The organism is Pseudomonas sediminis (assembly GCF_039555755.1).
GTDB classification, from domain to species: domain Bacteria; phylum Pseudomonadota; class Gammaproteobacteria; order Pseudomonadales; family Pseudomonadaceae; genus Aquipseudomonas; species Aquipseudomonas mendocina_D.
In genome coordinates this window covers 2,003,453-2,015,607 of record NZ_CP154631.1, presented here as the reverse complement: position 1 = coordinate 2,015,607, position 12,155 = coordinate 2,003,453, and the positions used below count along the sequence as shown (strand labels likewise).

Below are 12,155 nucleotides of genomic sequence, written 5' to 3'. Positions count from 1 at the left end.
TGAAGCGTTGACCGATATCAGTCTGGCGGTGATGCCCGGTACGATCACCAGTCTGGTCGGCAGTAATGGTGCAGGTAAAAGCACCACTCTGAAAGCCATTTCAGGGCTGGTGAAACCGGTCAGCGGCAGCATCCGCTATATCACTCACGACCTTTTGAAATTACGCGCTGAAAGCCGCTCCGAACTGGGCATTGCCCATGTACCGGAAGGCCGGCTGGTGTTTGCCAGCATGACGGTCACCGAGAACTTACTGCTGGGCGCCTACATTCAGCGCGACAAGCGCGCCATCGACCGTGATATCGACGAGCTGCACGAGCTGTTTCCGATCCTGAAAACCCGCGCCAAACAACTCGCCGGCACCCTCTCCGGAGGAGAGCAGCAAATGCTTGCGATTGGCCGGGCGCTAATGTCGCGCCCGCAATGCCTGATCCTGGACGAGCCAACCATGGGGCTGGCGCCGCAGATGATTGACCGGGTGCTGGAAGCGGTAGCCAGTATTCGCGACAAGGGCATCACGGTGCTGATGGTTGAGCAGAACGCCCTTGAAGCAATTGCCATTGCTGACAGCGCGTACGTGCTGCGGCAGGGCCGTCTTGTCTACCAAGGCTCCGGTGCAAGTCTGGATGCCGACCTTTTAAAACAACTGTATCTGGGCGGCGGTGCCGCTACACCTGTGACTGGAGTTGCATGATGACGATCCACTCTGCGAAGTACCTCTGGAGCGGCACTGAACTGGGCGAGGCCCGTGCTCTTGCACCGCACTACTACACCAGTGAAGAAATCTTCAAACAGGAAGTGGAGCATATCCATTTAAAGAACTGGTTCTTTGCCGCGCGTACCGATGAGCTTGCCAGCTCGGGCGACTACCGCTCCATTGATACCGTGGGCGGGCCGGTGCTGCTGACCCGTGATGAGCAAGGCGAGCTGCACGCCTTTGCCAACTTTTGCCGTCACCGTGGCTCGATTCTGCTGGAAGGCTGCGGTAACCGTCGCAACATCCTCTGCCCCTATCACGCCTGGAGCTACAAGTTGGATGGCAGCATGATGCGGGCGCCCGGGATGGCTGATGTTCCGGGCTTTGATCCGGAACATAACGCGCTGGTGCCGATTCGCATGAGCGTGTGGCGCGGCAATATCTTTTTAAATTTCGACGACAACGCGCCGGATTTAATGACCCATCTAGGTGACTTTGATGAGCTGGTCGGGACCAACAAATTAGAGGATATGGTCTGCGTTTGGCGCAAAGACATCATCGCCGAATGCAACTGGAAGCTGCTTTTGGAAAACGCAATGGAGACCTATCACACCGGGATCGTCCATGCCAAAACCGTAGGCGCGCAAAATAGCCTGACCTTTGCAGCCAAAGGCGAATGGCACGCCATTCAAGTGCAGTCGTTGATGACGAGCGCAGTCCTCGACAAAACCCAGGACGCGCCTTTTCCGCAAATTGAAGGCCTGAGCGAACAGGCTAAACAAGGCACTTTCTTCACTCTGGTCGAGCCCACTACCCAATTCTGCTGCGCTCAAGATTGCATGTGGTGGCTGGTAGTAAGGCCGATTGCGGTGGATCGTACGCACTTGTCGGTGGGCGGCTGCTTCCCCAAACACTTGCTGGAGCTGCCCGACTTTGAAGAGCGCGCTCAGCCTTACTACCACCGCTGGGGCACAGTAGCTCTGGAAGATGTTGGCATCCTGGAAAAACAGCAAAAAGGCCTGAGTTCGGTTCGTTATACCCCGGGGCACTTGTCGTGGCGTGATGATGTGGTGCATGACATGAACAACTGGCTGTTGCGTCATCTGCCAATTGCCAAGGGATAAAGATGAATATCCTGATTACCCATAACCGCGACTTATTGAAAAACTTCTTCAGTGCCCGCGCGGTAACTACCCTGCAGGGGCTTGGCAATGTACGGCTAAACGATAGTGACGAGCCCTTGCGGGGCGATGCGCTAGTAGCAGCAGCCAAAGATTGTCAGGTGATTATTTCTGATCGCCTGGCGCCGGGCGAGGCCTTGGTGTTTGCGGGTCTGCCGAACCTGCTGGCTTTTTTGCGCTGCGCGGTGGATGCGCGCAATGTCGATGTGTCGGCAGCCAGTGCTGCAGGCATCTTGGCGGTGCGTTGCAGCGCAGGTTACGCCGAGGCCTGTAGTGAGCTGGCCTTGGGTTTGATGATTGATCTGGGCCGCGGTATTACCCAGGCTGCCACACTTTATCATCAGGGCGTGCATCAGCAGCCGATGGTCTTTGGTCGCCAGCTTTATGGAGCCAGTGTAGGCATTGTCGGCTATGGCGCGATTGGTAAGCGCATCGCGGCCCTTTGTCTGTGTGCGGGCATGCAGGTGTCAGTCTATGACCCTTACGCAGAGATCACCGAACAGGGCATTGAAAAGGTGCGTTTTGAGGAGCTGCTGGCCTCCTCTGATTATGTGGTTGCCGCAGCCTACGCCACGCCCGAAACCATAGAGATGTTTAACGCTAGGGCGTTTGGCCAAATGCGCAAAGACAGCTTTTTTATCAATATCGCCCGAGGCATTCTGGTTGATGAGGAAGCGCTTTATCACGCACTCACCCGCGGTCAGATTCAAGGCGCAGGCCTTGATGTGGGGCGCGGCCTTGATGAGCAGCCGAATCCAAAAATTGCCGTGCTCGCCAATGTTATTGCTACCCCTCATGTTGCCGGGCTGACACCCGAGGCCAGTGATTACCAAGCCATGGAATGTGTGGCACAAGTCCAGGACTTGTTAGCCGGGCGTGTCCCTGCCTTGGCCTTAAATCCAGAACATGCCAGCCGTTTGCGGAGTTTTCACCATGCGTAACTTACATCTACCTGGCCGTTCCCCGGTACGTGCCCAGCGCGGCATGATTTCCACTTCTCACCCGCTGGCCAGCCAAGCCGGCCTGGATATTTTGCGCCGTGGGGGCAGTGCGATGGATGCTGCCGTAGCCGCTGCTGCGGTATTGGCGGTGGTTGAGCCGCAAGCCACCGGTATTGGCGGTGACTGCTTTGTGCTGTTGGCAGGTAAAGATCAAAAGGTGCGCGCCTTTAACGGCTCGGGCCGCTCGCCAAAGGCCGCCACCCTTGATTGGTATCTGCAGCAGGGCCTTGATGCCATTCCCGGTCGCGGTGCGCATAGCGTGACGGTGCCGGGTGCGATTGATGCCTGGTGTCAGCTTTTGGATGAGCACGGCGTTCTGGCACGTGAAGAAGTCTTTAAAGACGCGATCTTCTTCGCCCGCGAAGGTTATGTGGTGGCCGACAGAGTGGCGGGAGACTGGGCGCAAAACGAGCCGTGGCTGAAAGAAATCGACAATGCGCGTCGGGTGTTTTTACCTGAAGGCCGCGCCCCCAAGGCTGGCGAAATTCATCGTCAGCCCGAACTAGCCAATACCTTGGAGGCGATTGCCAAATTTGGTCGCGATGCCTTCTACACCGGCGCTATCGCCGAGGATATGGTGGAGGCGCTGCAAGCTGGTGGCGGGCTGCACACGCTGGCAGATTTTGCCGAGTGCCGGGGCAATTATGTCGACCCTATTAAAGGTAGTTACCGTGGCTTTGATTTGTATCAGGTGCCACCCAATAACCAAGGCTTAACAGCCCTACTGATGCTGAATACCCTGAGCCACTTCGATTTGAAAGAGTTGCATCCTGAGAGTGCCGCACGCCTTCATTTGGAAGTTGAAGCCTCGCGTCTGGCCTACCGTGAGCGTGATCTGCGCCTTGCCGATCAGGCGTCTATGAACACATCGGTGGAGCAACTGCTGGCGCCTGAAGTGGGCGAAAAAATGGCCCGGGGTATTAACCTTAAAGCGACAGGCGAGCTGCCTGACTCGGTGCTGGATCACTCGGATACGGTGTATCTGTGTGTGGTGGATGAAAACCGCAACGTGGTGAGTTTTATCAATTCAATCTACAACGAGTTTGGAAGTGGTGTGGTTGCTCCAAAATCCGGTGTGCTGTTGCAAAACCGTGGCAAAAGTTTTCGCCTGAGTCCTGAACATCCGAACGTTATCGCCCCGACTAAACGGCCCATGCATACCATTATGCCGGGTATGCTCTGTAAGGACGGTCAGGTGATTGCACCACTTGGCGTGATGGGTGGAGACTACCAGCCGGTGGGGCAGGTACATGTTCTGACCAACATCATCGACTACGGCATGGATGCGCAAGAGGCAATCGATGCGCCACGAGTGTTCTTCGAGAACGGTGTGGTACAGGTGGAGGCGGGAGTCAGTGCTGATACCCGTCAGGGCCTTGAGGCGCTTGGGCATAAGCTGGTCGATTCACCCAGCTATAAGCCGCTGGGCGGCGGTCAAATTATTCTCATCGATCCTCAAACCGGCACCCTGACTGCCGGTTCTGATCCGCGTAAAGATGGTTCTGCCATCGGCTACTAGCAGTAGTGACTCACGGTGGGCTACCCCGCACTATTAACCCGGCAATCAAATACACCAAATCATGCCGCGTAGGCGATACGTGGATGCCGGAAATAAGAACGGATTCTTTGGGGGTGTAATTGCAATCGTCTCATGACCGAGCGAACACGCCCTTCCAGTTCGTCCTGATTACGCGCTGGCAAGCCCGTACGGTGTTTCCATCAACCGAATCAAGCGTGCGAGAGCGGAGCTGAAGATCCCAGAGTCAAAGATCAGTCGTGAGCGTTTCAAACCACTGGAGGACATTTGGACCAGCGAAGCCATAGCTCTACTGGGGATGATGCCGGATACAGAAGTCGCTGACCGTTTAGGCGTCAGTAATTTTCCGGTCAAAAAAATGCGTAGGGAGCTTGGAATACAAGCGTACAAGCGACCGTTGCCCGAAATGACACCCGAAATTATCTCGGAGTTCGGGGGCCTTTCCGACGCCGAGATCGCCCGCCGGCTCAGCGTGTCGGTGAGCTATATCCGCAGAGCGCGGATAAATATGCAGAAGGGCAGCCAGCAATAGATGCAGGTCCGACTCTGATAGAGGGATAGGCAGCCAAACGGAGTGTCTGGCTGCTTCTTACCGGCTCATGTTGTCTCCAGCGCTGCGCGCATCCATTTCGGCATTCTGCAGGCCACTATTTTGCTCAGGTCTTCAGGGCTGAGAGCTTTTTTCATTACAGCAACACACTCCGGCGTAGTACCACCTTTGCCGAGATAAAACAGAGCGCTGATGGTCATCCCCACTTTGGTTCCTGCGCACTGCATCACCATCGGAGCGGCATGCACGAGCCTGATCTCGGCCTTCCCCACGAATAGAGATCGACTGGAGCCGCTCGTGTAATAGATCGGGATGACCGGCATCTGTGTACTCAGCCCGAAATGTCTCACGGCATCAGCGCCGTGGATCTGCAGCTTCCAACGGTTCTGCCTGGCAATCAGATTCACCAAGTCCCAAGGCCCAGGACGATGAACCCGACCAGTGTACTGACTGTATTTCGGCCGCATGTAGATGCCACGATACACACGCTCAAGCTCGCCACGGCGAACAAGCTGGGCGACTGCCTTGGAGATGGCCGAGCTCGAACCAAGCCCTGCAAGACACCTGATGCTGAAAGGCCTCCCCTTGCGCAGAAACTTAACCCGCTGCCTGACGAGGTGAGACACCGGCGGCTCAGAATGAGGGCAGGACATTGCTATCGTGTCGACTCCAGCGACGAGCAGAGCAACGGCTGGTGGAAGGCGATTACCCGCCGTCGGTATTCATCTTCAAGCGCTTCGTTTACCAGACATTCCTCAAGGCGCCCCAGCGAGAAAATTTGATCGGCAGATGGATAGTGCCTGAGCAGGCTTTTCGCATAGCTGCGGATATCCTGCGGTAACCCCGAATGACGGGAGAGTTCACGCAGGAACTCCTCTGTTTTGAGGATGGCGCGTGTTCTTTCGTAAGGGAGGGTCAATCTCGTTATCTCCTGGTCATGAACTCAAAGCCCCGGGTAGCTGGCTCGCCAGCGCCCGCCACCCAGCGCGCAGTTAAGCGCCGCGGCCATTGAGGCGAACGTACCAGCACGCCCTTGATTAGCTCCAGAGGGTAGAACAGCAGTCCATCAACCTGGAATTCCTGCAGGCCTTCCCGCCCACTGTGAAACCGCTCCAGATAAGGTGCAATGCCAACTAGTGTTTGCCGTGCAGAAAGCTGCAAAGCCTGCAGTATTGGGCATGCAGACCAACCCGGATCTGTGTGCTCAATCATGACTGCACTCCGTCTTGGCCTCCTGCCGCTCCATCCACTTGGCCAGGCCCCACATCGTGGTTCCCAGCGCCAGCAGGAGCCAAAGCAACCATTGAGGAACTTGATATTGGGCGCTTAGCCAGAGACCTGCCCCACCGCAAAGCATCACCACGAAAAACCATCTCATCAGCGTGCGCTCCCGATTACTTACGAGACACACGGTAACTCGATGTTCCGCTGCGCTAACGTAGATGCCGCAAATTTCGTCAGCTCCCAGATTAGGAAATGAGGGTTCATTTGACTATTTCGGCGAAGGTGTTCCTGTGATCCAAGGCGCTCGGCAAATTCCGGTGGATGCAAAACTGGGGCGAGCGCTGGACTCCCGTCGCCCTGTAAACCGCGCAGTAAGTGGTGAATTTCCCTGTGTCGCTGTCTGACCGGAATGCTGTGCGCAGGCAGTCAACCAGCCCCGACCATACGCTCCAGCGCAACCGGAAACAGCCGAGCGCTCTTGGTCGCGTCATCAGACCGGAATCTGGCGAGCGCGAGATCGGCTCGGCCATGGTGCAACTCAACTGACCGGAAATCCGTGAGCATCCCGGCCTCCGGCGCTTTAAGTCGACCGGAATCGTGAATCGCCCTTAGTCTCGTCGAGGAGGTGGAAAGGCTCGCTGCAGACCAACGCTGAAAACCGGCCGCCTAAAGCGATCAACGTTGGCAATTTCAGAGAAGGAATATCTGAAGATTGTGGTTTAAGGGTAGGCGGTCTAAGGATTACAGGGCTATTGAGCCCACCGCCAGCCGCTCTATACAGGGATCTTTCGAGCCCACTGCTCGATAGCGCGCTCAACTTGTTCCTTTGGCAGGTACTCCTGCTCAAGACGTCCTCGTTCTTGCACCAGCAGATACCGATAGAAGTCCGCTTCGTCAGCCAGCAAACCAGGTGGGGCCGAATCCAGAGCTTTGGTCGGCTCGACGACTGCGCTCACCGGTGAGTGTTGCTCGAACAGCTCCCGTTCCATCAATAGTGCTTCGACCGTAGGTTGATGAAGTCTCGCTCGCGCCAACATAAGCAAGCCCCAAGTATCCATATCGCCCCAGTAAGCGATATGTTTACCGGCCAGGTGCGCGGACGCTAGCCACTGCAAATCGAGTCCTGAGCCCAGCACAGCCAGGGTGTCCGGTAAGTTCTCAGGCAGCAAGTGAATGCATTGCTCATTTTCCACCACGAGCAATCGCGAACCGGGAAGTGGGGTTTCGGCCAGTTCCGCAGTGGTGAGTCTGAGCCGCTTGAAGGGCAACAGTTCAGGCTGAAGGGGAACGACCAGAACCCAGTGGCTGCTTTCTTCAAAGGCATCCAGAAAAGTCGTCAGGCCTTGCTCGGATGCCGCGCCTCCGAAGCGCTCGTCGAGGAGCCAGGTCAGCAAACTGGCGTTGCGCTCGAAAAACTTGGTGTCGACGCCGTGCTCGGCAAGCAGGCGCAGCGGACGGCCTCGGGCACAGCCTGGCGACAACCGGGTGGCGAGTCGCGCCGTGGCGACGACTTCTTCAGACGGCTTCGTCAACCACAAGCTCCGTTGTGCTACCAGCAGCGCATGAAAGGCACTGTCTACCTGCTCAACCAGATACTCGAGTTGAGCGTATTCCTGGCTGACCGCTGGATCATTGGTCGCGGCAATCCATTCGGAAGGGCTACGCAAGTGCCAGCGCATCGGTAAGGAAATGGGGGACAGCCCTGCTCGGTAGCTGACGGGCTCCCAGTCGACTGTACCCACGTTCACGCTCCGCCAGTTCTCCACATGCCGGAGTACCGCCTGGATGTTGTCAGTGAATAGACGTGCCGAAGGCTTGCCGATGTTGAGGCTTTGCGGCCAGCTAGCGGGATTGAGCAAGCGTTCCAAGCGTACGCTGGAGCGCTGCCATTGTCTGGCCAGGCTGCGACTGATGTCAGTGGGCGACTTCATGCATGGCCTTGATGCGCTGTTGATGATGCTCATCCAAAGCTTCCCAGCTCAGGGAAACCAGACTGGATTCCACGCCGCGCCGATGAACGACGACTGCCGAACGCGTATGGTGGCGCAGCAGGCGCATTTCCTTGTTGGGCGTGATGAAGACAGCGTGCAGGCCGAACTCTCTCAACGCTGCAATGATCCGACCGGCAACCGCATGGGAGCTGCGCGAGAACGCCTCGTCGAGAACGATGGTGCCGAACAACGGCCGGCTGCTGCCGTCGGGACAAAGCGCATAGCTGAGTGATGCGGTCAGCACATAGGAGGCGATGATCTCCTTCTCACCACCACTACCGCCCTGAGAGCCTGTTCGGGTTTCGATGACACTCTTGCTTTCTCGATCGATCACTGAGACCGCGAACTCCAGGCGGAAGCGCGGATCCAGAAGCGCTTTGGCGCCCTGATTCCTGCTGTGCTCGCAGGCATCTTTGAGCAGCCCAACGAGCGCCTGCAATGCCTTGTAGTGACTCTCGCCTTCATCATCGATGAAGCGCGCCGAGTTCAGTTGGCGCTGAGCCTGTTGCAAGGTGCGCAGGCTTTCATGGATAACCTTCTTCGCCACCAGGCGCAGATAGCGTCCGGGCTGAAAGTCGACACGCTGCATCGTGCTATTCAGGTCATCCAGGCGCTCCTCGATCACCGAGACTTCATGGTCGATATAGCTGAGCAACTGGGTGACGCCGTCATCCGAGGAACGATTGAGGTATTCCAGGAAGCGCTTGAGTTTCTCGGGCAGGGCTTCCTCGGTCAGCACGCGAAGACGCTCCAGATACCTGGGTACGTCCACCAGTTCTCGCCCGACCTCCGCAAGCGCTCCGGTGTCCACCTTCAGAGCGTCAGACATACGTTTGGCAAGCTCTGTTTTCTGATCGCCGAGTTTATCGCCGAGCGCTTTGAGCTGCCCTTGCAGCTCACGCGTATGCTGGCGCTCCAGCTCGACAATATCGCCAAGGTCATCTGCCGTCAGGGTCGGGAAATGCGTTTGCGCTAGTTCACGCTGCGTATCGTTCAGCCCTTTTTCGGCACCACGATAGGCCTTACGGGTAGCGGATGCAGCCTGCTCGAACTGAAGTTTCAACTGACCGCACTGCTCGATGAGTTGTTGCCTCTGTCGATCCAGGGCGTCGAACAGCGCCTCAGCTTCATCCAACTCAGCCTTGATCATGGCAAGGTCGGTGTCGGGACGCGTCAGGGTTTCGAGCTGAGCATGCAGCGACGCAAGCTGACGCTCGGCGCCCGGCAAATCAATCTCCTCGAACTGCAGTTCTTCGACGCGCTGCAGCAGCGAAGCTTGATCCTCCAACTTGCGGGCATCGCCCCGGGCAGCGTCCAAGGCCAGCCTGGCAGGCGCGAGCAGTTCATTGACCTCGCCAATCTGCTCGGCCAGGAAGGCAAGACGGTCGCGGTTATCGAAGCCGGTCAGCCAGTCCTCATCGAGGCGCTTCTGATCCTGTTTGTCGAAGAAGCGTTCTTTACCCGACATCAGCCCCTGAGCCGTCATGGCGTGCGGGGTATGACGCAATTGCTCCGTGCTCTCCACGCAATGTCGGTCATTGTCCGCCAGTAGCGCCTTTATCGCTTCGCGGTACGGATGCTCCTTGAAGGTCAGCTTGCGGGTATAACCATCGTCGAAGAACACAGGGCGCGACGACGGTTCCTTGACCTCCAACAAGCGCACATGCAAGCGGTTGTGTCGTTGGTTCACCCAACGCAGTGCAGCCTCGGACGCACCCTGCGGCACCAGGATACGCAGGCGGTGGCTGCCGATTGCCCGCTCGATGGCCCCCCTCCAGGCCAGCTCCTCGGGCTTGACCTGCACCAGCTCGGCAACGAAAGGCAGGGCCGATTCATCGACGCCAAGCGTCTGCGCCAGCTCCCCTCGAAAAGCATGAAAATGCCCAGGCAGGTTCGAGCCTGGCCGTCGTTCGACCTCGGCACGCTCCTGCTGCAAGCTCTGCAGGCGGCCATCGAGTTCTTTCTGGACGATGCCGGCATCGAACGCCTTTTGCCGTGCCTCGGTAATATGCTCGCCCAGTATTTCCAGGCGTGCCGCGATCTGCTGCTGATTTTCCTCGAGTGCAGCAGCCGATAACTCATCCGCGAGTCCAAGCCCCTTGACCAAGCGTTGGTACTGCTCGGCTTTCAGGCGTCGCTTATCACGCTCCCTGGCACAATCCGCAATGCGCCCGCGTAGTTGATCTATCCCTGCGCCCCCTACACGTAGGTAGCGCTGACGATGTTGATCGACCACGCCCTTCTGGGTTTCAAGCTGCCCCCTGCATTGCGCCTGATCCAGTTCGGCCTGTTTGTACGCCGTCTCCAGCCTGTTGGTCTCGGCCAACCACAGGCGATAACCCTGCTCGGCGAACCAGACCGGAAGAATGCCTTCGAGCGCCTGTTTGTCCTGCAACTGGGCTTGCAAGACTCGGTAACGCTCCCAGCCATCGGCGACCGGCAGCAATGAGCGCTGCTGTTTTCTAGCAGTTTCCAGTTCTCGGTGAATATCGGTCAGATCATCGAAGCTGCTGGCGACTTCGGCAGCCCGCACGAAGGCGGAGCGGTCATCCAGTACCAACTCGCGAAAGATCTCATCGATGCTGTTGAGCTGCTTCAGGCCGGCAGCGCGGTTGAGCAAGGTGAAGGCGTTTTCACCCACCTCGAAGTAATCCCTGAGCCTGGCCAGGAAGGCTTTTTTACTGGGATACGGCCAGATACCCGTGCCATCCTTCTCCATCTGACGCAGCGCCCGCATGCCGCCTGCGTGATGTTGGCTGAGCCAATGCTCCAGCGTCTGCTCGGGGGACTCGCTTAACAGCCACAGTTTTTTCAGATCGGACGCCGAGGAGCTGGTGCCCTCGAACCAGAGTACAGCGCCCAGTCGCACCTGCGCACCGTCACGCTCGAGCGTGGCGGTAATGGCGGTGACCGTCTTACCCTGTCGCGCGATATGAGATTGCTCTACACCTCCGTCTCCAGGGCCGGTAACCCCGCGCACATAGGACACCAGATCACGGTCGCTTTCATGCCCACCTGTGGAAGCCAGGTTGTAGCGCGGGTTGGCGCACAGCAAGGTCATCAGAGCATCCACCAGCGTCGTTTTACCGCTACCCGTTGGGCCGATCACGGCGGTGCCTGAGGGATCGATCTCGGCACGGTGATATCCCTGAAAGCCGCCCCAGTTATAGAGTTCGATGCTGCTGAGAATGAGGGTCTCGCTGTCACGCCAGAGCAGTGCTTGCTTCACGCCTCGTCCTCCTCAGCAGCGGCAGCCGGGGTAGTCGCGCCCTCCACCTGCTCGCGCAGCCAAACCACCAGTGCCTGCAGGTTCTCCGGGTTGGCCAAGTGGGTAATGATGGGGCGGATGATGACGCGGTCATGGGCGTCCAGAGCCGACACCAAACCATGCCCCTTGAGCTGATCCAGCAGCGTGATGACGCGATTGCGCTCCTTCGCCTCACTGCCCAGCTCGCCCAGGTAAACCTGCAATTGCGGAATCAGCTCATCAACAGCTACCAGTGCCTGAGTGGCGCCCGTACCGCTTTCCTGTTCGTAGGCGATGAAATGCTGGCGCAGAATGGCGATCAGCAGGGACTGCTCCAGGTTCAGCCTTTGCCTGCGCACAAGGGGGTGCGACCAGTCATCCTGCTCGGCCACCTCGCCCTGACGAACGGTGACGAACACCAGCCCGCGAACCTCGTCGACCCCCATGGCCAGGTCGAGGGGTTCCAGGATTGTGTCGACCGCCTCGATATTGGCAAGCGCCGAGCGATACAGATTGGGCTTGTGACTTTCTTCCAGTAGCCCGTACTTGAGCATTTCCTGTACGGCCTCACGTACCCGTTGCGGCGTCCGGCGCTCATCGACCTGAACAGCGGCGCTCATAAGAGGCTGTTCATCATCCATGCCGTCATCCAACGTTATGGGCTCCACCGTCAGCTCCGTTTCGTCGGTGCCAGAGGCGCCTGCTATTCGATCGAAGATCCCTGCCATGC

8 protein-coding genes and 2 pseudogenes are annotated in these 12,155 nt (G+C 57.8%); 4 read left to right on the top strand and 6 right to left on the bottom strand.

All coding sequences use genetic code 11. The annotated features are described in order from the left end of the window. Positions 1-37 precede the first annotated feature (37 nt). The 4 genes and pseudogenes from AAEQ75_RS09595 to ggt all read left to right on the top strand — a co-directional run. Positions 38-691: pseudogene (locus AAEQ75_RS09595) on the top strand (ABC transporter ATP-binding protein); the annotation flags it as partial. Then, the gene (locus AAEQ75_RS09590) at positions 688-1,818 is read left to right on the top strand and encodes an aromatic ring-hydroxylating oxygenase subunit alpha (RefSeq protein ID WP_049878502.1); all 1,131 of its coding nucleotides are present in this window, start codon (positions 688-690) and stop codon (positions 1,816-1,818) included. The pseudogene AAEQ75_RS09595 and the gene AAEQ75_RS09590, both read left to right, overlap by 4 nt. A 2-nt stretch (positions 1,819-1,820) precedes the next feature. Next, entirely contained in the window at positions 1,821-2,816 is a 996-nt protein-coding gene (locus AAEQ75_RS09585) for an NAD(P)-dependent oxidoreductase (protein ID WP_023083522.1), read from the top strand. Further along, on the top strand, positions 2,809-4,395 hold the full coding sequence (gene ggt / locus AAEQ75_RS09580) for a gamma-glutamyltransferase (RefSeq protein ID WP_167644123.1): 1,587 nt from the start codon (positions 2,809-2,811) through the stop codon (positions 4,393-4,395). The genes AAEQ75_RS09585 and ggt overlap by 8 nt, the downstream gene beginning before the upstream one ends. A gap of 59 nt (positions 4,396-4,454) precedes the next feature. Here the strand turns inward: ggt and AAEQ75_RS09575 are convergent. The 6 genes and pseudogenes from AAEQ75_RS09575 to AAEQ75_RS09550 all read right to left on the bottom strand — a co-directional run. Next, a pseudogene (locus AAEQ75_RS09575) lies at positions 4,455-4,586 on the bottom strand (IS630-like element ISPa47 family transposase); the annotation flags it as partial. 424 nt (positions 4,587-5,010) lie between these two features. Then, the gene (locus tag AAEQ75_RS09570) at positions 5,011-5,589 is read right to left on the bottom strand and encodes a DUF6088 family protein (protein ID WP_306303013.1); all 579 of its coding nucleotides are present in this window, start codon (positions 5,587-5,589) and stop codon (positions 5,011-5,013) included. A gap of 29 nt (positions 5,590-5,618) precedes the next feature. Next, a complete protein-coding gene (locus tag AAEQ75_RS09565) occupies positions 5,619-5,882 on the bottom strand; it encodes a BPSL0761 family protein (protein WP_060499449.1) in 264 nt (87 codons plus the stop codon). Between the two features lie 1,078 nt (positions 5,883-6,960). Continuing rightward, complete coding sequence (locus tag AAEQ75_RS09560; protein ID WP_343351928.1) at positions 6,961-8,151, bottom strand: Wadjet anti-phage system protein JetD domain-containing protein; 1,191 nt, start codon at positions 8,149-8,151, stop codon at positions 6,961-6,963. Further along, complete coding sequence (locus tag AAEQ75_RS09555) at positions 8,102-11,407, bottom strand: ATP-binding protein (RefSeq protein WP_343351926.1); 3,306 nt, start codon at positions 11,405-11,407, stop codon at positions 8,102-8,104. The genes AAEQ75_RS09560 and AAEQ75_RS09555 overlap by 50 nt, the downstream gene beginning before the upstream one ends. Next, positions 11,404-12,153, bottom strand: coding sequence for a DUF4194 domain-containing protein (locus AAEQ75_RS09550; RefSeq protein WP_177333899.1), 750 nt, complete (start codon positions 12,151-12,153; stop codon positions 11,404-11,406). The genes AAEQ75_RS09555 and AAEQ75_RS09550 overlap by 4 nt, the downstream gene beginning before the upstream one ends. Between the last annotated feature and the right edge of the window lie 2 nt (positions 12,154-12,155).

Bases quoted from the DNA above. Each gene is read 5' to 3' on its own strand.
- AAEQ75_RS09585 (WP_023083522.1), top strand. From the start codon at position 1,821: ATGAATATCCTGATTACCCATAACCGCGACTTATTGAAAAACTTCTTC.
- AAEQ75_RS09550 (WP_177333899.1), bottom strand. From the start codon at position 12,153: ATGGCAGGGATCTTCGATCGAATAGCAGGCGCCTCTGGCACCGACGAA.
- ggt (WP_167644123.1), top strand. From the start codon at position 2,809: ATGCGTAACTTACATCTACCTGGCCGTTCCCCGGTACGTGCCCAGCGC.
- AAEQ75_RS09590 (WP_049878502.1), top strand. From the start codon at position 688: ATGATGACGATCCACTCTGCGAAGTACCTCTGGAGCGGCACTGAACTG.
- AAEQ75_RS09560 (WP_343351928.1), bottom strand. From the start codon at position 8,151: ATGAGCATCATCAACAGCGCATCAAGGCCATGCATGAAGTCGCCCACT.